Here is a 26,050-nt window from a genome sequence, read left to right as displayed (position 1 = left end):
TTCACACCTGTGGAGCTCCTGAACAACCGAACCATCACCATGCGTATCGTGCGCCTCACACATGGTCAAGGTGTAGACCACTTCCTCGTTGTGGGGGCTGGCAGAATCTGCCGCATGGCGGAAATAATCCAGCGTGACGGAACCTGGACCTTCGATGGCGAATCGGTACGGATCACGCCGGGCCGGGGCAAGGGCATCCACCCGCTCCGGGAGGGGCTGGGCGAACGCGTCGTCCCGCTGGCCGCGTTGGCGGGGATCTCCTTCGAGCCGGACCGCAAGGGCGGCCGGCTGCGACTGCGGCTGCGCGACGGTGCGTGCCCGGTCCTGCGTGCGGCGGAGGGCCGGCTCAAGGACGGTGCGGACCCCTACCAGTTGACCGTGGAGAAGGACCGGACCGGGGTGGCCCAGTACTTCGTCGACGAGGTGCGCAACGCCCTGCTGGTCGAGCAGGTGCCCACCGGGGCGGTGGACGGGTTCCTGCTGCCGGGGCCCGCGGTGCCGGTCGCCGGTGGCGGCGGGGACGGCACGGCCTCGTTCGACGGGGAGACCGTCCGGCTCACCTGGAACTGGAAGGCCAAGGAGGTCAAGACCTCGGGCGGCCCGGTGTCGTTCCCGGTGTCCGAGGTGACCGCCGTGCACTGGGTGCCCGCCATCGGCCTGGAGAACGGGCACCTGCGCTTCGTACGGGGCGGGGGGACGGCACCGGTCCCGGCGGCCGAGTACGACCCGTACTCGCTGGACCTGTGGGGACTGTCCAAGAAGGAGGACACGGCGGTACTGGTCGCGGCGGCGGTACTGGTACGGCTGCCCGGCACGGCGGGGAGGACGGCGGGGCCGGACGGCGCCCTCGAAGGCGTCACCGCCACGGCTCCGGAGCTCGCACCCCCGGCCGCACCCGCGGAACCCGCCGCACCCGCGCCGCCGACACCTCCCGCACCGTCCGCACCGTCCGGCGACGATCACGACGCCCTGCTGCGCCGGCTGCGCGAACTCGGTGATCTGCACCGGGCCGGGGTTCTCACCGACGACGAGTTCACCGCCGCCAAGCAGGCCGTGCTCAAGCGCCTCTGAGCGGGCACCCCCGCCCGTTCCGCCCGCCCCGGGGTTCCGCGAGACGGCAATCACACCCATCCCTGCCCGATATCGGGCAGAATTGTTGCGTAAGCGCCCCGACCACCGCAATATCAACGAGTGCTCGAACGCCGCCCGTCGCATGACGACCTCATCGATCACCTGGTGCGCAGCACCGCGCTCCAGCGCGGTGAAGCCGCCCGGGTGATCCTCGACGTGCTGGCGTACTTCGACGAGACGACCGACGACTTCGTCCGCCGCCGCCACCGCGAACTGCAGTCCGGCGGCCTGGTCAACGCGGAGATCTTCGAGCGGATCGCGGCCGAGCTGCCGCACCGCGCGGTCGCGCCGCCGGAGCTCTCGCTCCGCCAGCTGCGCCGCATCGTCTACGGCTGAGCAACGGGCACCACAAGTACGTCGATGGAGGGGCAGAGACTTTATGTGCGGAATCGTCGGATACATCGGGAAGCGTGATGTGGCTCCGCTGCTGCTGGAAGGGCTGCAGCGACTGGAATACCGGGGTTACGACTCCGCGGGCATCGTCATCACCGGCAAGGCGTCGGCGGGCAAGCCCGCCACCCTGCGGATGGTGAAGGCCAAGGGCCGGGTCCGCGAGCTGGAGGCCCGCGTCCCCAAGCGCTTCACCGGCACCACCGGTATCGCCCACACCCGCTGGGCCACCCACGGCGCCCCGAGCGACGAGAACGCGCACCCGCACCTGGACGCCGAGAACAAGGTCGCCGTCGTCCACAACGGCATCATCGACAACGCCTCCGAGCTCCGTGCGAAGCTCGTCGCCGACGGTGTCGTCTTCCTCTCCGAGACCGACACCGAGGTCCTGGTCCACCTGATCGCCCGCGCCCAGGCGGAGACCCTGGAGGAGAAGGTCCGCGAGGCGCTGCGCTCGGTCGAGGGCACGTACGGCATCGCCGTCATGCACGCCGACTTCAACGACCGCATCGTGGTCGCCCGCAACGGCTCCCCGGTCGTGCTCGGCATCGGCGAGAAGGAGATGTTCGTCGCCTCGGACGTCGCCGCGCTGGTCGCCCACACCCGCCAGGTCGTGACCCTGGACGACGGCGAGATGGCCACCCTCAAGGCCGACGACTTCCGCACGTACACCACGGAGGGCTCGTCCACGACGGCCACGCCGACCACCGTGGAGTGGGAGGCCGAGTCGTACGACATGGGCGGCCACGACACGTACATGCACAAGGAGATCTCCGAGCAGGCCGACGCCGTCGACCGGGTGCTGCGCGGCCGGATCGACGACCGCTTCGCCACCGTGCACCTGGGCGGCCTCAACCTGGACGCCCGCGAGGCGCGCGGGGTCCGCCGGATCAAGATCCTCGGCTGCGGCACCTCGTACCACGCGGGCCAGATCGGCGCGCAGCTGATCGAGGAGCTGGCCCGTATCCCCGCGGACGCCGAGCCGGCCTCCGAGTTCCGCTACCGCAACCCGGTCGTCGACCCGGACACGCTGTACGTCGCGGTCTCCCAGTCCGGTGAGACGTACGACGTGCTGGCCGCCGTCCAGGAGCTCAAGCGCAAGGGCGCCCGGGTGCTCGGCGTCGTCAACGTGGTGGGTTCCGCGATCGCCCGGGAGGCGGACGGCGGTACGTACGTCCACGCCGGCCCCGAGGTCTGCGTCGTCTCCACCAAGTGCTTCACCAACACGGTCGTCGCGTTCGCGCTGCTCGCCCTGCACCTGGGCCGGATCCGGGACCTGTCGGTCGCCGACGGCAAGCGGATCATCGAGGGGCTGCGCAGGCTGCCGGCCCAGATCAGCGAGATCCTGGCGAACGAGGACGAGATCAAGAAGATGGCGGCCGAGTACGCGGACGCCAAGTCGATGATGTTCATCGGCCGGGTGCGCGGCTACCCCGTCGCCCGGGAGGCCTCGCTGAAGCTCAAGGAGGTCTCGTACATCCACGCGGAGGCGTACCCGGCCTCCGAGCTGAAGCACGGGCCGCTGGCGCTGATCGAGCCCGCGATGCCGACGGTCGCGATCGTGCCGGACGACGATCTGCTGGAGAAGAACCGCGCCGCGATGGAGGAGATCAAGGCCCGCAGCGGCCGCATCCTCGCCGTCGCCCACCAGGTGCAGGAGAAGGCCGACCACACCATCGTCGTGCCGAAGAACGAGAACGAGCTGGACCCGATCCTGATGGGCATCCCGCTCCAGCTCTTCGCGTACCACACGGCGCTGGCCATGGGCCGTGACATCGACAAGCCGCGCAACCTGGCGAAGTCCGTCACCGTCGAATAGACCCGCACCGGGGGCGGCCCCGGCGCGCGCCATTCTGTCCTGGTGCGCGCCGGGCGCCCTCGAATCCGCCATCGAGGGCATGAATTGCCGGTTTACGCGGGCGATTTGACGCCATGTCGAACGGGGACGTCGCACCGGGTCGCAGGGGTGACGGAGGCGTTGCGGGGGCGGTTACGGGGGCGGTGACGGAGGCGTTGCGGGGGCGGCGGGCGCTCAGGGGATGACGACGACCGGGCGCTGCGCGCGCCGGGCGAGGCGGCCCGCCACCGAGCCGAAGATCCGGCCCACGATGCCGTGCGTGGAGCCGACGACGATGGCGTCGGCCGAGTACTCCCGGCCGACCTCCTCCAGCTCGTGGCAGATGTCCCCGCCGCGCTCCACGAGGACCCAGGGGACCTCGGAGAGGTAGTCCGCGCAGGCGAGCTCCAGACCGAGCACCTCGGTGCGGTGGTCGGGCACGTCCACGAAGACGGGCGGCTCGCAGCCTGCCCAGACCGTGGTCGGCAGCCGGTTGGCGACATGGACGATGATCAGACCGGAGCCCGATCTTCGGGCCATTCCGATGGCATAGGCGAGGGCGCGCTCACTGGAGGTCGAGCCGTCGAAGCCGACGACGACCCCATGGCGGAACGCGGGGTCGCATGAATGACGTGTTTCTTCGACCGTCTGCGGGTCCGACATGGGGTCGGCTACCTGCTTGCGGTCGGCGGGTTCGGGGATTTCGTGACCGGCCATCGGTGTCTCGGCGAAGAGAGTCCTCGTGAGGAGAGCGACTTGGGGAAGGTGCGTCAGCGGGCGGTGTTGCGGTGTCCGGGAATCGTCTTCCCAACCCCTTACCCCCAAGGGTACGGCGCCACTCCTCCACTGCCCAGACCCGCGCAAAGCGCGCGCGACGTTTCACGGAGCATGCCCGAGGCGGACCCCGGATGGCAATGCCGCTTGTGCTGTACACCGACGCCGCCGGGCCCGGACGGCCGCCCCCGGTGACCGGACGGCGCCGTGACCGTCACCCTTTCCGGACGCCGGAGGGCCCCGCTCCTCCACGCGGCCGCCGGACGGATCACCGTCCCGGGAGCGGACCCGGGGACCGGACCCGGGGGCCGGCAATCCGATCCCGTACGTCACACCGCCCCCGTTCCGGACCGCCCGTCGCCCCCGTTCCAGACCGCCCGCCCCGTTCCCCGCACGCCGTCCGGCCGACGACGGACACCGGCCCGTCCGGCGGAATCCGATCGCCGGCGTTTGCCACCGGCCCGTTCCGTGCGATCGCCCGTCCGACCTGCCAAGGGGGCGCAAAGAAGCGGTTGATCACCCGGGTTGTGCGCCGGTTCAATGACTGAATCACACACGCACAACCATCTATTTTCAGCCAACTTCATACCCCCACCGACACCTTGTCGATTTGGCCGATCAACCCCCTTGTCACCAGGCAGGAAGAGACCGCGCGGTACGCTTCCACCCAACGGGGACGGGCCATGAACGCCAGGCGCACTTCCCTGAGCGTCCACCGGATGAAACGCTTCGTGATCGAATGCTTCCCGCCAAGTTGCCTTGTCGACATAACGGCGGTTGGTGAACTTGTCACGTCGGCACCATGGGACGCAGTAGATTCGATCTTGGGTATCGAAGTCTGGGGAACTCGTGCATGACCGAGGGGAACAGTGCAGGTGCGACAGGCCCGTAAGGACCAGGGAGACGCGAACACCGAGGGGGGCTTAGCGTCATGAGCCAGGACTCCGCCGCCGCAACGGAGGCTGTACGGAAGCTCAGTGGCCGTCGACGACGAGAAGTCGTCGCCGTGCTGCTGTTCAGCGGCGGCCCCATCTTCGAGAGTTCGATCCCGCTCTCCGTGTTCGGAATCGACCGCCAGGACGCGGGAGTTCCGCGCTACCGACTCCTCGTCTGCGGTGGAGAAGAAGGGCCGCTGCGGACCACCGGGGGGCTCGAACTCACCGCGCCCTACGGGCTGGAGGCGATCAGCAGGGCCGGCACCGTCGTGGTGCCCGCCTGGCGTTCGATCACCTCGCCGCCGCCCGCCGAGGCGCTGGAGGCGCTGCGCCGCGCCCATGAGGAGGGCGCCCGCATCGTCGGACTGTGCACGGGCGCGTTCGTGCTCGCCGCCGCGGGCCTGCTGGACGGCCGGCCGGCGACCACACACTGGATGTACGCACCGACGCTGGCCAAGCGCTATCCGTCGGTGCACGTCGATCCGCGCGAGCTCTTCGTCGACGACGGCGATGTGCTCACCTCCGCCGGCACGGCCGCCGGGATCGATCTCTGTCTGCACATAGTCCGCACGGACCACGGCACGGAGGCCGCCGGGGCACTGGCCCGCCGGCTCGTCGTGCCGCCGCGGCGCAGTGGCGGTCAGGAGCGCTACCTCGACAGGTCTTTACCGGAGGAGATCGGCTCCGACCCGCTCGCAGAGGTCGTGGCCTGGGCACTGGAGCACCTCCACGAGCAGTTCGACGTGGAGACGCTGGCCGCACGCGCCTACATGAGCAGGCGGACCTTCGACCGCAGGTTCCGTTCGCTCACCGGCAGCGCACCGCTCCAGTGGCTGATCACCCAGCGGGTGCTGCAGGCGCAGCGGCTGCTGGAGACGTCCGAGTACTCGGTCGACGAGGTGGCGGGCCGCTGCGGCTTCCGCTCGCCGGTCGCGCTGCGCGGACACTTCCGGCGTCAGCTGGGCTCCTCCCCCGCCGCGTACCGGGCCGCCTACCGGGCCCGCCGTCCGCAGGGCGGTGGCGCGGAGCCCGTGGCCGCGGTGACCGAGGCCGTGGTGCCCGCCCAGGGCAACGCGGCGATCCGGCGCGCCACTGCCACGGCCGCACCGTCGGGTACGCATGTCGTCACGGCGCCACCGGCCGGCCCGGTCCAGTCGGAGCAGGGGAAACCCGGCCCCGACGCGTACACGACCGGCCGACCGACCCTGCCGGGGCAACGGAGTGCCCCGTAGGGTGGGGCCATGAACGATCGCATGGTGTGGATCGACTGCGAGATGACCGGGCTCTCGTTGACGGAAGACGCACTCATCGAGGTGGCCGCACTGGTCACCGACTCGGAGCTGAACGTGCTCGGCGAAGGGGTGGACATCGTGATCCGCCCGCCGGACGCGGCCCTGGAGACCATGCCCGAGGTGGTGCGGCAGATGCACACCGCCTCGGGCCTCCTCGACGAGCTGGCCGGGGGCACCACCCTGGCCGACGCCGAGGCCCAGGTGCTGAACTACGTCCGCGAGCACGTGAAGGAGCCCGGCAAGGCCCCGCTCTGCGGGAACTCGGTCTCCACCGACCGCGGGTTCCTGGCGCGGGACATGTCGGCCCTGGAGGGCTACCTCCACTACCGGATCGTCGATGTCTCCTCGATCAAGGAGCTGGCGCGCCGCTGGTACCCGCGGGCGTACTTCAACAGTCCGGCCAAGAACGGCAACCACCGGGCGCTCGCGGACATCCGTGACTCCATCACGGAGCTGCGTTACTACCGCGAGGCGGTCTTCGTGCCGCAGCCCGGCCCGGATTCGGAACGTGCGAAGGCCATCGCGGCGCGCGTCGCACCGCCCGCACCGTAGGACCTTGTGAAGCCGCTGGTCATAGCCCTTTCGGGGGTTGGGACCGGCGGCTGAACAACTGGGGCGCGAGCACCCTCTCGGACCCTGTACACTTTTTCTCGGCCGGTCAGAAAAAGACCGGACATGGTGGGTATAGCTCAGATGGTAGAGCACCTGGTTGTGGTCCAGGATGTCGCGGGTTCGAGTCCCGTTACTCACCCTTAACGATCAAGGGCTGACCTGTGAAAACGGGTCAGCCCTTCTTCATGCGCCCAGCCTTGGGAACACGGCGGGAACACGATGTCCACACACAGCCGTATCGCCCCCTCATGGCGGGCATCGTGGAACGGCCCGAGAAGGACGGCTCCATCACCTTCCAGGTGAAGTGGCGCGAGGCCGGCCGACCGGCATCGAGGAGCGGACCCGCGAGGACTACCGCCGAGACCTCCGCATCCACCTGTCCCTGCTCCGGCACACCGACGCGGCCGGCCAGGAAGGCGCCGACTCGACCATCCCCGGGCCAGCAGGGCCTGCGGGTCCTGGCCCAGCAGGAGCGGCCGGGGCCGACGGGAAGGACGGCACGAACGGCCGCGATGGCGCCGACGGCCGGACCTGCCCGAGCGGCTACTCGCTTCAGCCGCCGCCGGGTGACCCGGATGCCCTGGTGTGCCGCCGTACTACGCCGAGCAGTCCGGATCCTTCGCCGAGCAGCCCCCGCGCAGCCGGTCTGCCGCCGGACCGCCGCCGCTCATGACCACGCCCCCTGCCCGGCCGAAGCCGGGCAGGGGGCGTGGTCATGCCGCTTCGTACCGGCGGGCCCTGCCGCCTGAAGCCGTCAGCGGACGTCGAACGAGTGGGTGTTGTAGCCGTTGGTGGCGCTACAGGCAACGACTCGGGCGTAGGTGGGGGCGCTGACTGCAGCAGGGTTCACGCACTTGTTGTGCGCCTCGTTCTTCAGCTGGTACCGGTTGGCCTTGCTGGAGACCTCCATGCTGAAGATCTGCTCGTCCCACCGGGCGTCACACGGACGCTGCTGGAGGGCTTCAGCGTCGCCTCCACCCACTGCGGTGACGCACATGTCGCTGTTGAGATTGCGAAGCATGAAGGTGCTGCTGGTGACCGGGTCGATGGCCCACTTCTGAGCCAGGTCGTCGGTGTCGACCTGGTACTGGATCTGGGCGCCGCCGACTGTCGAGCCACCGGCAACGCCGAGGACATGGCCGGTCTGCCAGTTGCGGACCTTGGTGCCGCTCAGCGGCCCGGTCGCGTCGGCGGTGCCCACCCCGAGTACGGTCGCACTCAGTGCTACGGCGAGCATGGCGCAGGCAGATCGAATGCGCATGAAGGACTCCTCCACTTCACAGCGGTCACACTACGTGTCCGATTGATTACGAAGTGTATAGAGCTGACTTGGAGGTTCCCCGCCAACGCACCGCAAACGACGAGGGTGACTCGGCTCGCCCGATCAGGCAGCCCTCAGCTGCGGCAGTCACCGCTCATGACAACGCCCCTGCCCGGCTTCGGCCGGTGCAGGGGGCGGTTTCGTGCGTCCGGGGTCAGGCCCCAAGCGCATCCATGAGGTGATCATCGAGGTCGGCGACGAAGTCCTCCCGACGCCACGGCCGCAGCTCCACCCTGGCCCGCCACAGACGGATCGCAGGCACCCGGCCACCGGTCGTCGCTGCCGCGAGCACTCACTCATGCAGCAGCTCAGCGGCCGACTGCGGCTCACCCATCCGGATCCGGGCCAACGCTTGATCAGTCGTCACGATCGCCCGCTGCGCCTGCTCCCGAGGAGCAACGAGGGCAGCCGCAGCACCGGCGAATCGAGTCCCGTTTCCGAGTCCCCCTCAGTCGCCGCCCCTGTCGCCGCATCGGCCGCCCTCCCGGGCGGCCGTGTGCCGGTCGTCACGAGGAGTCGCGGACGACCAGTTCGGTGGGGAGCACGATCTGCGGGCGTTCCTGGGTCTCGCTCGCGATCTCCTTGAGCAGGACGCGGGCCATGGTGCGGCCCATCTCCTCGATGGGCTGGCGGACGCTGGTGAGGGCCGGGTCCATGTGGCGGGCCACCGCCGAGTCGTCGAAGCCGATGAGGGCCACGTCGTCCGGGATGCGGCGGCCGGCCTCGCGCAGGACCTGGCGGGCGCCCGCGGCCATGACGTCGGAGGCGGCGAAGACCGCGTCGACGTCGGGGCGGCGGGCCAGCAGCTCGCGCATGGCCCGTGCGCCGCTCTCCTCGGAGAAGTCGGCGGGGGCGATCAGCCGCTCGTCCGGTTCGAGGCCGGCCTCCCGGACCCCGGCGCGGTAGCCGTCGAGGCGGCGCTGCGCACCGTGGACGTCCCCGGGCCCGGTGATCGTGGCGATGGTGCGGCGCCCCCGGGTCACGAGATGGGCGACCGCGGCCCGGGCGCCCCCGAAGTTGTCGGAGTCGACCGCGGCGAGCGTTTCGGAGGCCGACCTGCGGCCGCCCATCACGGCCGGCATCCCGAGCTGTTCCAGCAGGTCCGGCAGTGGGTCGTCGGCGTGGACGGAGACCATCAGCACACCGTCGACGCGGTGCGCGGTCAGGTACTGGGCCAGCCGGCGGCGCTCGCGGTCGCTGCCGACGAGGGTGAGCAGCAGCTGCATGTCGGTGTCGGCGAGCGCGGCGCCGACCCCGCGGACGATGTCGGAGAAGTACGGCTCGGCGAAGAAGCGGGTCTCCGATTCGGGCACCACCAGGGCGATGGCGTCCGTGCGGTTCGCGGCGAGCGCGCGGGCCGCGCGGTTGGGTACGTAGCCCAGCTCGGCGACGGCCGCCTCCACCGCCTCACGGGTCTGCGCGCTGACCCGTGGTGAACCGTTGATGACCCGCGAGGCCGTGCCGCGCCCCACCCCCGCCCGTGCCGCGACTTCTTCGAGCGTGGGCCGGCCACCGCTCCGTACTCGCGCTGCCGTCATGGCTGCCTCCCGTTCGCGGTCAATTTCTCACAGCCGGGTGGCCTGGCCAAGTCCTGGTATCGGCGCCTCCGGCAGCCCGTGCGGGACGGGCCACCGCTCCGCATCACCCTTCTGGGAGCGCTCCCATTCTACGCTGGCGGCTGATCATGTCGGCGTACCAGTGGGCGCTCGCCTTGGGGATGCGGCGCTGGGTGGCGTAGTCGACGTAGACGGCGCCGAAGCGCTTGGAGTACCCGTAGCCCCACTCGAAGTTGTCCATCAGGGACCAGAGGAAGTAGCCGCGTACGTCCGCCCCGGCGGCGATCGCCCGCCGTACGGCGTCCAGGTGTCCGCGCAGGTACTCGATGCGCTCGGGGTCCTCCACCCGGCCCTCGGGCGAGACGTAGTCGTCGAAGGCGGCGCCGTTCTCGGTGACCATCAGCGGCAGGGCGGGGTTGTCCCGGGCCACGTCCATGAGGAGCTCGTACAGCCCGTCGGGGTCGATCGCCCAGTTCATGGCGGTGCGCTCACGGCCCTCGGCCAGGTGGAAGGCGACGTGTTCGGAGCCGGGCCACGGGGAGTGGTCGCTGTTGCCGTGGCCGTCGTCGCGTGCGTCGCCGGCACCGTCGGCGGGCGTGGAGACCAGCGTCGGTGTGTAGTAGTTGACGCCCAGGACGTCGACCGGGCGGGAGATGACCGCCGGGTCGCCGTCGTGGACCAGCTCCGACCAGTCGACCAGGTGCTCGGTGTCGGCGATCAGGTCCTCGGGGTACGCGCCGTGCAGCATCGGGCCGGTGAAGATCCGGTTGCCGACCGCGTCGATCCGGCGGGCGGCGTCCGCGTCGGCGGCGCTGCCGGTCAGCGGGCGGACGTGGTGGAGGTTGAGGGTGACCGAGATCCGCGCGGTGGCGGGGAGGCGGTCGCGCAGGACCCCGGTCGCCCGGCCGTGGGCGAGGTTGAGGTGGTGGGCGGCGCGCAGCGCGGCGGCGGGCTCGGTGCGGCCGGGGGCGTGCACGCCGGAGCCGTAGCCGAGGAAGGCCGAGCACCACGGCTCGTTGAGGGTGGTCCAGGTGCTGACGCGGTCGCCGAGGGCCCCGGCCATGATGTCGGCGTAGTCGGCGAAGCGTTCGGCGGTCACGCGCTCGGGCCAGCCGCCCGCGTCCTCCAACTCCTGGGGCAGGTCCCAGTGGTAGAGGGTGGCGACGGGTGCGATGCCCGCTTCGAGGAGTTCGTCGACGAGCCTGCGGTAGAAGTCCAGGCCGCGTTCGACGGCGGGGCCGCGGCCGGTGGGCTGCACTCGGGGCCAGGAGACGGAGAAGCGGTAGGCCGTCAGGCCGAGCCGCTTCATCAGCGCCACGTCGTCGCGGTAGCGGTGGTAGTGGTCGGCGGCGATGTCTCCGGTGTCGCCGTTGCGGACCTTGCCCGGGGTGCGGCTGAAGGTGTCCCAGATGGAGGGGGTCCGGCCGTCCTCGGCCGCGGCGCCCTCGACCTGGTAGGCGGCGGTGGCCGCCCCCCAGACGAAGCCGGGCGGGAATTGCGCTGCTTCGGGTGCGGCCTTCGGGGCGGTGTCGGGTCGTACGGCAGTCATGCGGGAGCGCTCCCAGGGTGGATGGGCAGGGGGGAGGGGAAGGGGTGGTGCGGTATCGGCTCTTGGCGGCGGCATCGGCCCTTGGCCGCGGTATCAGCCTTTGACGGCGGTATCAGCCCTTGACGGCGCCGGACATGATCCCGCCGACAATCCGCTTGCCGAAGACCACGAAGACCACGAGCAGCGGCAGGGTGCTGATCAGCGCGCCCGCCATCACGATGCTCTGGTCGGGGACGTAGGAGGCGCTCAGCTGGCCGAGGGCCACCTGGAGCGTGGGGTTCTCCTGGTTCAGGGCGAGGTACGGCCAGAAGAAGTCGTTCCAGGCCTGTACGAAGGTCAGCATGCCCAGCACCATCATGGCCGGGCGGGCCACGGGGAGCACGATGCTCCACACGACACGGAGGTTGTTCGCCCCGTCCACCTTGCCCGCCTCGATGAGTTCGTAGGGCAGCGCCTCACTGAGGTACTGCCGCATGAAGAACACGCCGAACGCGCTCACCAGCGTCGGGAAGATCACCGACTCCAGCTGACCGCCCCATCCGATGTCGGACATCATCATGAACAGCGGTACGACGCTGAGTTGAGGCGGGATCGTGAGCGTGGCGACGACCGCGGTCATCAGCGCGCCGCGGCCCCTGAAGCGCATCTTGGCGAAGGCGTAGCCGGCCAGGGTGCAGAAGAAGAGTGTCGCCGCGGTGATGCTCGCGGACACGACGAGCGTGTTCCAGATGGCCTTGCCGAGGTGGGCCTGTTCCCAGGCCGCTTCGAGGTTGTGGAACAGGTTGCCGCCGGGGACGAACGGCGGGGTGGTGTCCAGTATCTCGTCCTGGGTACGGGACGCCGCGACGAGCGTCCAGTACAGCGGGAAGAGGGAGCCGATGCCGACGACGGCGAGGGCGAAGTAGGCGAAGGGGCCGGCGTGGTGCTGGCGGCCCGCACCCTGCTGGAACCTGTTGCGCCGCGAAGGAGCGCCGGGGGCGGCGGCCTTGGACACGTGGCGGCTGTCCGGGGCGGTGCGGGGACTGGTCGTGGTCATGGGTATCGCTCCCGGTCAGGCCGAGGTCTTGCGCATGGAGCGCCCGACGAGCCAGTTGATCGCGGCAATGAGCAGCAGCAGGGCGAGCATGGCCCAGGCGACCGCGGCGGCCGGACCGAGGTGTCCGAGCTTCCAGCCGTAGTTGTAGAGGTAGACACTGAGCGTCTCGTACTGGTGCTCGTTGCCCCCCTGCGCTCCGATGGTGCCGCCCTCCAGGAGCAGCGGCTCGCCGAACAGCTGCATCGACCCGATGGTCGAGATGACGATCGTGAAGAGGATCGTGGGCCGCAGCGCCGGGATCGTCACGTTGCGGAACTGCTGCCAGCGCGAGGCGCCGTCGAGCGAGGCGGCCTCGTAGAGGTCGGACGGGACGGCCTGCATCGCGGCCAGGTAGATCAGGGCGTTGTAGCCGGTCCAGCGCCAGATCACGATGACCGAGATGGCGATCTTGGACGACCAGTGGCCATTGGCCCAGTTGGTGTCGCCGAGACCGATGAAGTCCAGGGCCCAGTTCAGCAGGCCGCCGTCGGCGCGGAAGACGAGGGCGAAGACCAGGGCGGCGGAGGCCACGGAGGTGGCGTACGGGGTGAGGATGACCGTCCGCCAGAAGGTGCTGGCACGCAGCTTGTAGTTCAGCAGGTGGGCCAGGCCCAGTGCCACCAGCAGCTGCGGGACGGTGGAGATCACACCGATGACGAAAGTGTTGCCGACGGCCGTCCAGAACTCCGGGTCCTGGAGGATCCTGCTGAAGTTCTCCCAGCCGACCCATTCCATCTGGTCGAGGCTGATCATCTCCACCCGGTGCAGGGCGATCCAGCCGGTGTAGAGCAGGGGATAGAGCCCGAAGGCGCCGAAGACGAGGAAGAAGGGGGCGATGTAGGCGTAGGGGGACGCCTTGTCGTCGAATCGCCACAGCCGGCTGCGCCATGCCTGGCGGCCCGGGGTCATGGCCTTCGGGATACGACGGCCCGGCTTCGAGCCGGGTGCGCCCCGGGCGGGTATCGAGGTTGCCACAGGTGGGAGTCCTTCCCTGGGGTGTGCCGACACCGCGGGGGCAGGCCGCAGTTCCGGTCAGGCCGGTCCGGCGGTGATGGTGTCGGAGTCCGTGCGCGGGGCCGGCCCTGGGGGCGGCCCCGGTGCGGGTGGGCCGGGACGCGGAGGTGGGGTCCCGGCCGCCCGCATCGAAGGGGAGCTCAGCCGATCACCTTGTCGATGGCCTCCGTGGCGGCCTTCCAGGCGTCGTCCGGCGCGGTGCCCCGCTGCTCCATGTTGTTGATCTGGGTGGAGATGCTGTCCTTGATGATGCCGTCCTTCGGGCCCAGCACGGCCGCGGGGATGACCTGGGCCTCCTCGGCGTAGATCTCACCGATGGGGGCGTCGTTGAAGTACGCGAGCTCGGCGCTCTTCACCTCGGGGAGCTCGTAGGCGCCCTTGTTCGACGGGAAGACACCGACGGCCTTGAACACGGCGGCCTGCTGCTCGGGGGCGGTCAGCCACTTGACGAGCTTCTGCGCCTCCTCGACGTTCTTTCCCTTGGCGGGCACGGCGAGGAAGGAACCGCCCCAGTTGGCCGCGGTCTCGCCCGGGGTGCGGGCGATGTCCCACTTGCCCTTGAACTCGTCACCGGCGTACGTGGCGATCTGCGCGGCCATCCACGCGGGGCAGGCGACCGTGGCGACCGTGCCCTTGCGCAGTGCCGCCTTCCACGGGTCCTGGAACTGGGCCAGGCCGGCGGTCAGATCCTTCGCGGCGGCCTCGGCGGCGAGGTTCCAGCCCGCCTTGACGCCGGCGCTGTCCTTGTAGATCGCCTTGCCGTCCTTGGCGTAGTACTGCTCCTCGTTGGAGGAGACCACGCTGTTGTACATGGCGCTGGCGGAGTCCATGTAGAAGGTGCCCTTGGGGGCCTTCTTCTTGTACTCCTCGCCGAGCTTGAGGTAGTCGTCCCAGCCTCCGGCGACCTTGGCGGCGACCTCCTCGCGGTCGGCCGGGAGACCGGCCTGCTCGAACAGGTCGCGGCGGTAGCAGAGCGACATCGGGCCGATGTCGGTGCCCGCGCCGATGACCTTGCCGTCGTCGGTGGTGGCCTGCAGCGCCTTCCAGCCGACCCACTGGTCGGAGTCGATGACCCCGGCCAGGTCGGCGAAGGCGTCCGCCTTGGTGTCGACGAGCTCCTTCACCCGGCCGACCTCGATGCCCTGGACGTCGGCCAGCCCGCTGCCCGTGTTGAGCTGCTGGAGGAACTTCGGGTAGTAGACCTGCTCGTCGGCGGTGACGTTCTCCTTGACCGTGATGTTCGGGTGCAGTTCGTGGTACTTGGCGAAGAGTCCGGCCTCCTTGTAGCCGAACTGCCCGAAGTCGGCGACGGTCAGCGTGATGTTCCCGTTCGCGTCGGGGCCGGTGCTGCCCGACGGGTCCGAGTCGCTGCTGCAGCCGGTCAGCAACAGGGCCGAGGCCGTCAGGCCCGTGGTGACCAGGACCGCGGCTCTGCGGCCTCGGCCGGTGACGGTGCGGGTGATGCGCATTCCACTGCTCCTTGTTCCGGGGTGGGACGTTGCGGGGTGGCGTTGCGGGGTGGCGTGCCGGGCGGGGTGTTCCTGGGCGAGGTGTTTCTGGGCGAGGTGTTCCGGGGTGGGGCGTTCCGGGGGGTCCGAGTGAGGGGGAGGGCATGCGCGGTGCGTTCGGGCGGGAGGGGCCGCCCGGCGTGGGAGCGCTCCCATGCGTCGATGTCGGAAGGTTCCTGCCTCGGAGGGGTGGGTGTCAAGAGTTGAAGACGCTTCCGTTGCCCGAGCGTGTCCGGCAAGTCACGCGACCGTGTCCTGCCGAGGGCTTGCCACAACCCGTATGCACTGCCCGGGATTTCACGCCGCCCGGGGAACGCGCAGGTCGCAGGCGTGACGAGCGGGACGCACCGCGCGCCGGTCGCCCCGGGCCCCGCAGCCGTGCCCGCCGCCGGCGACGGTTCCCGTCATCCGTGGTTCACACCGGCCCGCCCGCCGGAAGGTGAACGGGGCACCACACGGCGGGGCGGGCGCGGGCACGTCCGCCTTCTCTCTCCGAAGCCGCTCTCCCCCGAGCCGCGGGGCCGCGCCTACGCCTGGCGCAGCCGGGCCAGCGTGGATTCGAGTTCCGTCCGTACGGCCCGGCCCGCCGATTCCGCGTCACCCGCCACCACGGCCCGGACCAGCGCGTCATGGGCGGCGTCGCCGTGGTCCGGGTCCTCGCGGCGCAGGCCGACCAGCTCCACGAGGTCGATCAGCCCCTGCCGCAGCGCGGGCGCGAACTCGCCGAAGAGGTCGGTGAGTACGGGATTGTGCGCGGCGGCCACCACGGCCCGGTGCAGCGCGATGTCCGCGTCGACGAACTCGGCGTCGCCCCCGGCCCCGGCCGCCCGCCGCGCGGTGAGCGCCTCGTCGAGGGCGATCAGATCCTCGTCCGTGCGGCGGCTCGCGGCCAGCCGGGCGGCCTGGACCTCGATCAGCATGCGGACCTCGTACACATCGGTGACGGCGGCCCGGCGCAGCCGCGCCGGCCAGTCCTCCGTCACCCGGTCGGCGACGACGAAGACGCCCGCACCCTGCCGGGACCGGAGCAGCCCGAGCGTGGCCAGCGTGCGCACCGCCTCGCGGACCGTGGAGCGGCCCACGCCGAGCGTCCTTGCCAGGGTCGTCTCGCCGGGAATCCGCGTGCCGACCGGCCAGTGCCCCTCGGTGATCTGCTCGCGCAGTTGGTGCGTGGCCTGTTCGACCAGGGGGCTGGGGCGGAGCGGACCGAGCGAGGACACGGGTTCACCTGTCAGGTTGTCTGAGGACTTGCTTTCTGGCTACCCTACCGGCCATGACGCTCAGCGGTCTCCTTCTTCTCGGCTGCCGCGGCGGGGCCTGAAGCGACCGGCACCCCGCCGCGGGATGCCGTGCTGCGCCGGTCGCGTCCGGCGATGCGAGAAGAGACCCGCCTCATGTCCGACCGTCAGTCACCGATGCACGGCTTCCCCACGATCTGCACCCCGCGCGGGCCCGTGCCCGCCGACGCGCCCCGCTGGAATCCGCAGCGGGCGAGCTCCATGCCCTCCCACCGCTACCGCTCGGCCTTCGACCGCGTCGAGGTCCCGCTGACCGGCCGCACCTGGCCGCAGGCCCGTATCGAACACGCCCCGCTCTGGGTACCGGTGGACCTGCGCGACGGCAACCAGGCGCTGGCCGAGCCCATGGACACGCCGCGCAAGCGCCGGATGTTCGATCTGCTCGTCGCGATGGGCTTCAAGGAGATCGAGATCGGCTATCCCTCCGCGAGCCGCACCGACTTCGACTTCGTCCGGCACCTGGCCGAGGGCGACGCGGTGCCGGACGACGTCACCGTGGTCGTCTTCACCCCGGCCAGACCGGATCTGATCGAGCGGACCTTCGAGTCCATCGAGGGGATGGCCCGCGCGGTCGTCCATCTGTACATCCCGACCGCACCCGTCTGGCGCGACGTGGTGCTCGGCCGCGGCAGGGCCGAGGTGCACGCCACGGTGCTGGAGTCCGCGCGGCAGATGGAGCGGCTGGCACGGGCAGCGGCCGGGGCGGACATCCGGTTCGAGTTCTCCCCGGAGGTGTTCGTCCTCACCGAGCCGGACTTCGTCCTGGAGATCTGCAACAGCCTCACCGCCCTGTGGGACGCCTCCCCGGACCGGCCGGTCATCCACAACCTGCCCGCCACGGTGGAGATCGCGACGCCGAACGTGTACGCGGACCAGATCGAGTACATGCACCGCCATCTGGACCGGCGGGACTCGGTGATCCTCTCCGTCCATCCGCACAACGACCGCGGCACCGGCACCGCCTGCGCCGAACTCGCCGTACTGGCGGGCGCGCAGCGGGTGGAGGGCTGCCTGTTCGGCAACGGGGAGCGCACCGGCAATGTCGACCTGGTCAATCTGGCGCTGAATCTGCACGCCCAGGGCGTCGACCCGATGATCGACTTCTCGGACATCGACGAGATCCGCCGCACGGTCGAGTACTGCAACCGGCTGCCGGTGCCGCCCCGCCACCCCTATGGCGGCGATCTCGTGTACACGGCGTTCTCCGGCACCCACCAGGACGCCATCAGCAAGGGCTTCGACCACCACGCGAGCAGCGGCTCCGAGCTGTGGTCGGTGCCGTACCTGCCGATCGACCCGGCGGACGTGGGGCGTACGTACGAGGCGGTCATCCGGGTCAACAGCCAGTCCGGCAAGGGCGGCATCGCCCATCTGCTGCGGAGCAACCACGGGGTGGACCTGCCGGCCCGGCTGCGCGCCGACTTCTCCCGTACGGTGCAGGCCGCGACCGACGACACTGGTCTGGAGGCCACGCCGAAGGATCTGTGGGAGCTGTTCGACGCGGCGTACCTGGCCCCCGGGCGGGACGGGAACGTGGCCCTGACCTCCTGGTCGACGGACCGGAACCCGGCCGGTGAGCACCGGTTCATCTGCTCGCTGCGAGTGGACGACCGGGAGGGCGACTACGAGGGCACGGGCAATGGCCCGGTGTCGGCGTTCACCCGGGTGCTGGCCGCCGCGGGCATCGAGGTGGACATCCTCGACTTCACGCAGCACGCGACGGGTGCGGGGCAGGGCAGCCCGGCAATGGCGTACGTGGAGTGCCGGGTGGGCAAGGAGGTGTGCTGGGGTGCGGGCCGGGACACCTCCGTCCTCACGGCCTCGATCCTGGCGGTGCTGTCGGCGGTGAACCGGGCCGCCTGACGGGCGGACAGGGGCGCGCGTCCCGGCCGGTGAGTGGGGGGGTGGGGGCCGGCCGGAACGCGCGGGAGGGGTGTTGGTCTGCGGATTCCTGCTGCGGGTGCTGGTCCGCGGATTCCTGCTGGGGGTGCTGGTTTGCGGGTGCCGGGCGGCTACTTGTACGCGCCGAGCGCCTTCGTGAAGGCCAGTGGCTCCTGGACGATGGAGCTGCACGAGGCGTCGGCGCTCGGCTTCGCCCCGCCCGCGCACGCCTTGTCGCGGGTGCCCGACCACATCGCCAGCCGGCCGAGCCCCTTCTGCCGGGCGAACTCCACCAGCTGCGTGGCGTCCTCCACCTTGAAGATCTCGGTGCTGACGTCGTTGACACCGATCATCGGCGTGACGGCGACGGCCTTCCAGGCGGCGGCGTCCGACAGCCCGAGCACGCCCTTGATCTGGGCCTGCGTGGCGGTGGCCGCCTGGATCGCGTACGTGCCCATGTCACCGCTGTACGCGGCGCCGTAGTCCATCGCCATGACGTTGACCGCGCCGACCCGGACGCCGTTCTTCTTGGCGTCGGCGATCAGGTCGACGCCCGGCTGGGTGAGCCCCTCGGGCATGACCGGCAGAGTGAAGGAGACGTCCAGGCCGGGGTGGGACTTCTGGAGCTGGGCGATGGCCTGGGAGCGGCGGGTGTTGGCCGCCGTGTCGGGCAGCGCGCCGCCCTCGATGTCGAAGTCGACCTTGGTGAGCTCGTAGGTGTCGATGACCTTGCCGTACGCGGCGGCGAGTTCGGACGCCGAGGAGCAGTGCAGCGCCAGCTCCGCACCGGCCGCGCCGCCGAAGGAGACCCGGACGTCGCCGCCCTTGGCGCGCAGCGCGCCGATCTGGGAGGCGACGTGGTCGTCGCCGAGGCCGGTGACGCCGCCCCAGAGCGGGGTGCAGCTGCCGCCCGAGGTGATGAAGGCGAGGTTGAACTCCTTCACACCGGTCTTGTCGGCGGTGTCGAGGAGGTCGTACGCCGGGTAGAGCGAGGTGTCGACGTACGGGGCGAAGCCCGCGCCGTCCGCGGAACCGCTGCCGCCGCCGGTGGAGCCGGTCCGTGTGGGGGTGGGCGTGGGGGCCGTGGTGGCGGTCCTGGTCGGCTCGGCGGTGGGGGACGCGGTCGCCGTGGGGGTGGCGCTGGGGGCCGGGGTGCCGGTGGGGCGGCCACTGGGTTCCGGGGTGGCTCCGGTGTCGAGCGAGCACTTGGCGTCGTCGATGAGGCAGCCGGTCGGGTCGCCGCCCTCGCCGTCCGAGGTGGTGACGAAGCCGATGGTGACCGACTTGCCGGGCGCCAGGCCCTTGTCCCAGCTCGCGGGCTTCACGGTGACGTGGCTGCCGCTGACGGTGTGTTCGCCGTTCCACAGGGAGCTGAGCTCCGTGCCCGCGGGCAGGTCGAATTCGAGCGTCCAGTCCGCCCGGACCTGGTCGGTGTCGTTGGTGACGACGTACTGCCCGGTGTAGCCGCCGGCCCAGCCGCTGGTCCTGGTGTACGCGGCGCCGACCGCCGCGGCCTGGGCCGTGCCGGTGAGTGCGAAGACCGTGCCGCCCATGACGGCCGCGGCGACGACCGCGCCGATCGCCTTGGTCCTGGTGCTCGCCGTGCGCCGGTGCGTACTGGTGCCCATCGCGTGCCTGCCTCTGTCCTGCGGGAGTGGGATGCGGGAGCACGCTAGCCGCAGCCGAACCGGCAAATGCCGTACTTCGGACCCGGATCGGCCCTCTTAGGACTCCCTTAAGCGACGCATCGGAAGCCTTTAAAGGTTCAGACCACTTCCGGAACGGAAGCGGAGCGCTCCGTTCCGAAGCGTCACCCCGCGTCGCCGCCGTCCCACCCGGTGCCCGCGCCGTTCCCGCTCGGGCCGTCGCCCTTCGAGGCCGATCCAGATGCGCACCTCCGTGCCGCCGAGCACCGAGCGCCCGATCCGCACATCGCCGCCGGTGGACTCCGCGACCCGGCGGACGATGTCGAGGCCGAGCCCGGTCGACCCCACCGCCCCCTGCGCGCCCTCTGCCCCGCCCCGGCCGCTGCCGCCGCGGGCGAGGGCCGCCGCCGGGTCGGCGATGCCGCCGCCCGCGTCCGAGACCAGCACGATCACCGCCTCACCGCTGTGGTGCACATCGACGGCGAAGGCGGTCCCCTCGGGGGTGTGCCGGAAGACGTTGCCGAGCAACGCGTCGAGGGCGGCGACCAGTTCGGGCCTGGCGACCGGGACGCGTACCACCCGGTCCACCCCCGCCAGCCGCACCTCGCGGCCCTCGTCCTCGGCGAGCGCCGACCAGAACGCCATCCGGTCCCGGATGACCTCGCAGAGGTCGCAGCCCGCCCCGGCGGCGCCGCCCAGCCCCTGGGTCTGCGGGCGCTGCTCGCGGGCGGTCCTGATGATGGTGTCGACCTCGTGCTCCAACTGCAGGACCGCGGCCCGGGTCTGCTCGGCGGCAGGCCCCTCCCCGAGCGAGGCGGCGTTGAGCCGGAGCACGGTGAGCGGGGTGCGCAGCCGGTGCGAGAGGTCGGCGGCCAGCTCCCGTTCGTTGGCGAGGAGCTGGACGACCTGGTCGGCCATGGAGTTGAACGCGGCGGCGGCCGACCGCAGTTCGGTCGGGCCCTCCTCCGGGACCCGGGTGCCCAGCCGGCCCTCCCCCAGGTCGTGGGCGGCGCCCGCGAGCCGCTGTGCGGGCTCCACCATCCGTACGCCGAGCCGGTCGGCGACCGCGACGGAGCCGACGATCAGCGCGGCGCCGACGCCCGCCAGCACCAGCCAGGCGGTGGCGACGCCGTGGGAGACCGCGTCCTCGGGTACGAACACCTCGACGACGGCGATGTCCGCGGAGCCGATCGCGGTCGGCTGGAGCAGCACGAAGCCGCCCGGCACCCCGGTGGTCGAGGCGCGCCCCGACTTCCGTACGGTCTCCAGGTCCTCGCCGGTGGCGTGCCCGGTGCCGATCTCCAGCGGCCGGCCGGCCGCCTCGTCGGCGGCGGGGATGTGAACGGCCATCCGGCCCGCGCCGCCGGGTTCGGTGGTCAGGACGGCCTTTTCGAGTGGGGTGCGGTCGGTGGTGATGGAGAGCGTCGGGCCGATGGTGGCGGCCTGCCGTTCGGCGTCGGAGAAGGCCCGGTCCCTGGCCATCTCCTTGACCACGAGGCCGAGGGGCACGGCGAAGGCGACCACGACCATCGCGGTGACGGCCAGACAGACCTTGACCAGCGCCCATCTCATGCGGGCCGCTCCGGGCCGGGTGGTTCGAGCTTCACGCCGACACCGCGCAGGGTGTGCAGATAGCGCGGCCGGGCGGCCGTCTCCCCCAGTTTCCGGCGCAGCCAGGAGAGATGGACGTCGATGGTCTGGTCGTCGCCGTAGGACTGCTGCCAGACCTGGGCCAGGAGTTCCTTGCGGGGCACGACGACCCCGGGCCGGCCCGCGAGGAAGGCGAGCAGGTCGAACTCACGGCGGGTCAGGTCGATTGCGGCGCCGTCCAGTTCGGCCTGGCGGCGCAGCGGGTCGATGGCGAGCCCGCCGACCCGGATGACGCGCGGCGCCGGCGCCTCGCCCCCGGCGGCGCGCGAGCGGCGCAGCACGGCGGCCATCCGCGCGGACAGGTGCTCCACCGAGAACGGCTTGGTGAGGTAGTCGTCCGCGCCGTCGTTGAGCAGCCGGACGATCTCGCTCTCGTCGTCCCGCGCGGTGGCGACGATCACCGGCACGTCGGTGATGCCCCGGAGCATCTTCAGCGCCTCCGCGCCGTCGAGGTCGGGCAGGCCGAGGTCGAGGACGACCACGTCGAAGCGGAAGTGGGCGACCTCGCGCAGGGCTTCGAGCGCGGTGCCCACGCTGCGCACCGTATGGGACGCCTCGGTCAGGTGCCGGATGAGGGCGGAACGTACGAACTGGTCGTCCTCGACCACGAGCACACTTGCCATGGGCGGCACCGTACGCCATCCGGGGCGGGGTGGTACCGCCTGCGGGGGTACCGGGACAACGGGCGGTGTGATGGGGCAGGATGTGCGGGTTCAGCCGAAGGCCGAGGGCGGCGGCGCCGGGGACGGCTTGGCGTCCGCGTCGCTCACCGCGGCCGCGCCGCCGGTGAAGTCGGCCAGCGCCCGCCCGTGTTCGACGCGTCCGGGATGCGGATCGGTCGCCACCCGGCGGGTCAGCTCCGCGACCTTCAGCGGCAGGTCCGAGGCGAGCAGCACGGCGTTGCCGAAGCGGCGGCCGCGCCACACGGTCGGGTCGGCGGCCAGCGCCAGTTCCGGGAAGACCGCGGCCGCGGTGGCGATCTGGCCGCGCAGATGGGTCAGCGGCGGCCCGTCCGCGAGGTTGGCCACGTAGCTCCCGCCCGGTTTCAGGACCCGGCGGACCTCGGCGAGGAATTCGGTGCTGGTGAGGTGTGCGGGGGTGCGGGCCCCGCTGAAGACGTCGGCGATGACGAGATCCGCCCAGCCGTCCTGGATCTTCCCGAGTCCGGCGCGGGCGTCGGTGGTCCTGACCCGGATCCTGGCCTGCGGGTCCAGCGGCAGTTCCCGGCGGACCAGCTGGACGAGGGCGGCGTCCACCTCGACGACCTGCTGGGTGGACCGGGGCCGGGTCGCGGCGATGTAGCGGGCGAGCGTGAAGGCGCCGCCGCCCAGGTGCACCACGTGCAGGGGCTGTCCGGGGGGTGCGACGAGATCGGCGATGTGGCCGATCCTGCGCTGGTACTCGAAGGACAGGAACGTGGGGTCGTCGAGATCCACATGGGACTGCGGGGCGCCGTCCAGCGTCAGCGTCCAGGCGTGCGGCCGCTCCCGGTCGGGCACCAGCTCGGCGAGGGAGCCGTCCACCGGTTCGGCGAGGGGCTCCGCCCTCCGCCCGGCTCGCCCGGCGCCGCGTTCGGTCCTGCGCTCGGTCCTGCCATCGGCCTTGCCGTCGTCCTTGCGGTCGGACCGCTTACGGGCGCCCGCACCCCCGCCCGACGCTCCTCGACGTGCCACCGCTGCTCGTGCCTGCTCACTGCTCTTCGCTCCGGGCCGGCAGGGAACCGGCCGTGCCGGGGAAACCCGCACACCTGCCCATTATGGGCGCGGCCGGCGGACCGACGGTCGGGGGTCGGCGAACCGGCGGTCGGCGGTCGGCGGTCGGCGCACGGTCAGCGGCAGCTGTCGGCCGCCTCGATCAGCCGGGCCGCCTGGTCGAGTGCGGCCCGCAGCACGGCCGGGTCGGTGACCGGGGCGTCGCCCTCGGGCGGCAGCAGCCAGCCGCTGCCGGTGACCGGCGGCTCGGCGGGGATGCGCAGCCCGCGGCCGGCGGTCCGTGTACAGGCGCTGCCCGGTACGTCCCACCCCTCGGCGGTCCCCGGCGGCACGAGGAAACCGAGAGTGTCGCAGGTGCCGTCGTGCAGGACCGGGCCGATGTCCTGCTCGGCGTCCCGGCGCAGGATGTCCACGGCCTCCAGGCCCTGACGGGCCGGGACGGTCACCAGGTCGCAGGGCTCGGCCCCGTGGCCCGCCGGGGACGCGGATGGCGCGGCACCCGTCGCGGCCGGGGTCGTCGCATTCGTCCGTGCGTCGGTCTCCGTGCCGGGATGCAACAAGGGACCTCTCCTCTCATCGCCGGGCGGAGTCGGTTTCCGTCTCCGCATGGACCAACGCGCCGACCGCGTCAAGGGCTACGGTGCCACGCCGCCGCAAAGGGTGGCAGTTCATGGCGGATCGCGGGCGAGATGCCCGACTTTGCACGTAAACGCTCTGTGTGTGGCTCGTCACAGCAGGTACGTTCTTGCTCCGCCGGGGACACCGGAAGCAGGAACCCCGGCTGCGGAAGAGAGGTTCCGGTCCATGGTGTCGACAGGGGCAGTTCCCAACCTCGCCTTCCGGCGGCTGCGCGGACAGCGCTCCGCCGGGGAGTTCGCTGCCGCGGTACGCAGGTCCGCCCGTGAGATCGGCGAGCAGGTCGCGTGCGACGCCCGGTACATCGGACGCGTGGAGTCCGGGGAGATCCGCTGCCCGAACTACGCGTACGAACGGGTCTTCCTGCACATGTTCCCCGGGAGGACCCTGGCGGACCTGGGCTTCTCGCCGCGCGAAACCGTGCGTGGCCGGGCGGCGCGGGCCACCGCCGAACCCCCACCGCCCCCTGTGCTCCACAGCGAGACCGACGAGGAGAGCGACGTGCTGCGTCGCGTGTTCATGACGAGCGGCACCACCACGATGGCGGCCGCGACCCTGGGCCTGGGCGGCACATCCGCCGCTGCCGCCGTCCTGCCCGACCCGCGCCGGGTCGGCGAGCGGGAGGTCGGCGCCGTCGAGAAGGCGGTGCGGCAGATCCGGCTGCTCGACGACCGGCACGGCGCCGACGGCCTGTACCGCAGTGCGTCCCGGCCGCTGCGGGCGGCGTACGCGCTGCTCGACTCCGGGACGGCCACCAAGCGCTCCACCGCCGACCGGCTGCATGCCGGGGCGGGTGAACTGGCCATCTCGGTGGGCTGGCTGGCCCATGACTCGGGCCGGTACGAGGACGCCCGCTCGCACTACGCGGAGGCGCTCGCCACGGCGCGGGTGGCCGGTGACGCGGCGCTGGAGGCGCACGCGTTCTGCAACACGTCGTTCCTGGCCCGGGACACCGGGCGGCCCCGCGAGTCCGTGCGCGCGGCGGAGGCCGGGCAGCGGGCGGCGCAGCCGCTGGGCTCGCCCCGGCTGCTGGCACTGCTCGCGCTGCGCGAGGCGGGGGGCCGGGCGGGGCTCGGGGACCGTACGGGCTGCGAGCAGGCGATCGGCCGGGCGCACACCGCGTTCGGGCGGGGGCCCCGCGACGCCGATCCGGAATGGATGACGTTCTTCCGGGAGGCGGAGCTGGAGATGCTCCAGGCGCAGTGCTGGTCGGCGCTGGGCGACTGGTCCCGGGCGGCCGGGCACGCGCGGCGGGCCACCCGGCTCCAGGACCCGCACTTCACCCGGAACCTGGCGCTGTACCGGGCCGAGCTGACCTGGGACCTCGCGCGGGCGGGCCGGGCCGTGGAGGCGGCTGCGGCGGGCCATCAGGTGCTGGACCTGCTGGACCGCGTCCGGTCGACCCGCATCCGGGCCATGCTGGCCCGGTCGGCGGGGGTGCTGGTGCCGCAGCGGGGCGTGGCGGAGGTACGGGAGTTCCTGGAGCGGTACGAGCAGGCGGCGGAGGCCGCCACCCCATAGGTCTCAGCGGTCCAGGTGACCGGTGTCGTTCCAGCGCTCGATCACGGGAGCCCCGTACGCCCATCCCAGCACCGAGAACGACGTCGGGTCGAGCCGGATCCGCGCCGCGAACGACACGTCCTCGCCGAGCCACCGCGCCCCCAACGCCCGCAGGATGTGGCCGTGGGCGAAGACCAGCACGTCGCGGTCGGCCGAGCGGGCCCAGTCCACGATCTCGTCGGCGCGGGCGGACAGCTCGGCCAGGGTCTCCCCCTCCGGCACCCCGTCACGCCAGATGAACCAGTCCGGGCGGATCGCCTTGATCTCGGCCGGGGTCATCCCCTCGTACGCCCCGTAGTCCCACTCCATGAGCGCGTCCCACGGCTCGGCCCGGTCCGCGAATCCCGCGAGCTCGCAGGTCTCCCTGGCCCGTACCAGCGGGCTGGTGCGCACCTGGAGGCCCGGCAGATCCGCCCACGGACCCCGCCGCAGCCGCTCGCCGAGGAGCCTGGCGCCCGCGCGGCCGGCGTCGAGCAGCGGGATGTCCGTCCTGCCGGTGTGGTTGCCCTTGACGGACCATTCCGTCTGGCCGTGGCGGGCGAGCAGGATACGCGGTGCCATGACGGCTCTCCCTGAACTGAGGTCTGAGGCCGGAGATCGGGACGCGGCGGATCATCCGGTTTTCCCATCATCTCGCACATGATCGCGAGGCAACCTCCGGGGCCCGCCCGGC

General features: G+C 71.6%; 21 protein-coding genes and 1 tRNA gene. 8 read left to right on the top strand and 14 right to left on the bottom strand.

All coding sequences use genetic code 11. The annotated features are described in order from the left end of the window. Positions 1-114: 114 nt before the first annotated feature. From ACFYY1_RS01065 to glmS, 3 genes are all read left to right on the top strand, one after another. Positions 115-1,071: a DUF4429 domain-containing protein gene (locus ACFYY1_RS01065; RefSeq protein WP_388579138.1), complete on the top strand. Its 957-nt coding sequence runs from the start codon at positions 115-117 to the stop codon at positions 1,069-1,071. A 120-nt stretch (positions 1,072-1,191) separates the two neighbouring features. Continuing rightward, positions 1,192-1,467 carry a hypothetical protein gene (locus tag ACFYY1_RS01060; RefSeq protein WP_072489218.1) on the top strand — a complete coding sequence of 92 codons (276 nt, stop codon included), beginning with the start codon at positions 1,192-1,194 and terminating at the stop codon, positions 1,465-1,467. A gap of 43 nt (positions 1,468-1,510) precedes the next feature. Next, the gene (gene glmS, locus ACFYY1_RS01055) at positions 1,511-3,340 is read left to right on the top strand and encodes a glutamine--fructose-6-phosphate transaminase (isomerizing) (RefSeq protein WP_351260680.1); all 1,830 of its coding nucleotides are present in this window, start codon (positions 1,511-1,513) and stop codon (positions 3,338-3,340) included. Between the two features lie 213 nt (positions 3,341-3,553). Here the strand turns inward: glmS and ACFYY1_RS01050 are convergent, their stop codons facing one another. Continuing rightward, positions 3,554-4,075, bottom strand: coding sequence for a universal stress protein (locus tag ACFYY1_RS01050; RefSeq protein ID WP_189547056.1), 522 nt, complete (start codon positions 4,073-4,075; stop codon positions 3,554-3,556). A 988-nt stretch (positions 4,076-5,063) separates the two neighbouring features. Here ACFYY1_RS01050 and ACFYY1_RS01045 point away from each other — a divergent pair. The 3 genes from ACFYY1_RS01045 (at position 5,064) to ACFYY1_RS01035 (ending at position 7,110) form a co-directional block, all read left to right on the top strand. Beyond that, positions 5,064-6,299 (top strand): helix-turn-helix domain-containing protein, encoded by a 1,236-nt coding sequence (locus tag ACFYY1_RS01045; protein WP_388579132.1) that lies wholly within the window; start codon positions 5,064-5,066, stop codon positions 6,297-6,299. Between the two features lie 9 nt (positions 6,300-6,308). Next, positions 6,309-6,911 carry an oligoribonuclease gene (orn, locus tag ACFYY1_RS01040; RefSeq protein WP_351260684.1) on the top strand — a complete coding sequence of 201 codons (603 nt, stop codon included), beginning with the start codon at positions 6,309-6,311 and terminating at the stop codon, positions 6,909-6,911. Between the two features lie 126 nt (positions 6,912-7,037). Continuing rightward, positions 7,038-7,110, top strand: a tRNA-His gene (locus ACFYY1_RS01035). 615 nt (positions 7,111-7,725) lie between these two features. On the opposite strand, the gene ACFYY1_RS01030 is transcribed toward ACFYY1_RS01035, so the two are convergent. The 7 genes from ACFYY1_RS01030 to ACFYY1_RS01000 all read right to left on the bottom strand — a co-directional run bounded on the left by ACFYY1_RS01030 (position 7,726) and on the right by ACFYY1_RS01000 (position 16,214). Next, a complete protein-coding gene (locus tag ACFYY1_RS01030) occupies positions 7,726-8,232 on the bottom strand; it encodes an RICIN domain-containing protein (protein ID WP_388579129.1) in 507 nt (168 codons plus the stop codon). Positions 8,233-8,798: 566 nt separating this feature from the next. Continuing rightward, positions 8,799-9,830, bottom strand: coding sequence for a LacI family DNA-binding transcriptional regulator (locus tag ACFYY1_RS01025; protein WP_388579127.1), 1,032 nt, complete (start codon positions 9,828-9,830; stop codon positions 8,799-8,801). Between the two features lie 103 nt (positions 9,831-9,933). Continuing rightward, positions 9,934-11,397 carry a GH1 family beta-glucosidase gene (locus tag ACFYY1_RS01020; protein ID WP_388579124.1) on the bottom strand — a complete coding sequence of 488 codons (1,464 nt, stop codon included), beginning with the start codon at positions 11,395-11,397 and terminating at the stop codon, positions 9,934-9,936. A 112-nt stretch (positions 11,398-11,509) separates the two neighbouring features. After that, on the bottom strand, positions 11,510-12,433 hold the full coding sequence (locus ACFYY1_RS01015; protein ID WP_388579122.1) for a carbohydrate ABC transporter permease: 924 nt from the start codon (positions 12,431-12,433) through the stop codon (positions 11,510-11,512). 15 nt (positions 12,434-12,448) lie between these two features. Next, on the bottom strand, positions 12,449-13,447 hold the full coding sequence (locus tag ACFYY1_RS01010; RefSeq protein ID WP_388579120.1) for a carbohydrate ABC transporter permease: 999 nt from the start codon (positions 13,445-13,447) through the stop codon (positions 12,449-12,451). A 179-nt stretch (positions 13,448-13,626) separates the two neighbouring features. Further along, entirely contained in the window at positions 13,627-14,955 is a 1,329-nt protein-coding gene (locus tag ACFYY1_RS01005; RefSeq protein ID WP_388579117.1) for an extracellular solute-binding protein, read from the bottom strand. A gap of 566 nt (positions 14,956-15,521) precedes the next feature. Next, complete coding sequence (locus tag ACFYY1_RS01000; RefSeq protein WP_388579115.1) at positions 15,522-16,214, bottom strand: FadR/GntR family transcriptional regulator; 693 nt, start codon at positions 16,212-16,214, stop codon at positions 15,522-15,524. A 174-nt stretch (positions 16,215-16,388) separates the two neighbouring features. On the opposite strand from ACFYY1_RS01000, the gene leuA reads away from it, so the two are divergent. Further along, the gene (leuA, locus tag ACFYY1_RS00995; protein ID WP_388579113.1) at positions 16,389-18,155 is read left to right on the top strand and encodes a 2-isopropylmalate synthase; all 1,767 of its coding nucleotides are present in this window, start codon (positions 16,389-16,391) and stop codon (positions 18,153-18,155) included. Between the two features lie 149 nt (positions 18,156-18,304). Here the strand turns inward: leuA and ACFYY1_RS00990 are convergent, their stop codons facing one another. From ACFYY1_RS00990 to ACFYY1_RS00970, 5 genes are all read right to left on the bottom strand, one after another. Continuing rightward, positions 18,305-19,801 carry a cellulose binding domain-containing protein gene (locus ACFYY1_RS00990; RefSeq protein WP_388579110.1) on the bottom strand — a complete coding sequence of 499 codons (1,497 nt, stop codon included), beginning with the start codon at positions 19,799-19,801 and terminating at the stop codon, positions 18,305-18,307. A 129-nt stretch (positions 19,802-19,930) separates the two neighbouring features. Continuing rightward, entirely contained in the window at positions 19,931-21,391 is a 1,461-nt protein-coding gene (locus ACFYY1_RS00985; protein ID WP_388579107.1) for a sensor histidine kinase, read from the bottom strand. Next, positions 21,388-22,092, bottom strand: coding sequence for a response regulator transcription factor (locus ACFYY1_RS00980; RefSeq protein ID WP_388579104.1), 705 nt, complete (start codon positions 22,090-22,092; stop codon positions 21,388-21,390). Before ACFYY1_RS00980 ends, ACFYY1_RS00985 begins: the two co-directional genes overlap by 4 nt. A gap of 90 nt (positions 22,093-22,182) precedes the next feature. After that, positions 22,183-23,142 (bottom strand): spermidine synthase, encoded by a 960-nt coding sequence (locus ACFYY1_RS00975; protein ID WP_388579101.1) that lies wholly within the window; start codon positions 23,140-23,142, stop codon positions 22,183-22,185. Positions 23,143-23,297: 155 nt separating this feature from the next. After that, complete coding sequence (locus ACFYY1_RS00970) at positions 23,298-23,741, bottom strand: hypothetical protein (protein WP_388579098.1); 444 nt, start codon at positions 23,739-23,741, stop codon at positions 23,298-23,300. A gap of 244 nt (positions 23,742-23,985) precedes the next feature. Between ACFYY1_RS00970 and ACFYY1_RS00965 the strand changes: the two genes are divergently transcribed. Further along, positions 23,986-25,338 (top strand): tetratricopeptide repeat protein, encoded by a 1,353-nt coding sequence (locus ACFYY1_RS00965; RefSeq protein WP_388579095.1) that lies wholly within the window; start codon positions 23,986-23,988, stop codon positions 25,336-25,338. A 3-nt stretch (positions 25,339-25,341) separates the two neighbouring features. Here ACFYY1_RS00965 and ACFYY1_RS00960 read toward each other — a convergent pair whose 3' ends face one another. Continuing rightward, on the bottom strand, positions 25,342-25,938 hold the full coding sequence (locus ACFYY1_RS00960) for a histidine phosphatase family protein (RefSeq protein WP_388579092.1): 597 nt from the start codon (positions 25,936-25,938) through the stop codon (positions 25,342-25,344). Positions 25,939-26,050: the final 112 nt, after the last annotated feature.

Origin of the sequence: Streptomyces sp. NPDC001890, from assembly GCF_042891445.1 — a bacterium.
Taxonomy (GTDB): Bacteria; Actinomycetota; Actinomycetes; order Streptomycetales; family Streptomycetaceae; genus Streptomyces.
The sequence above is the reverse complement of the archived record's forward strand: the minus strand, read 5'-3'. Positions and strand labels throughout refer to the sequence as shown.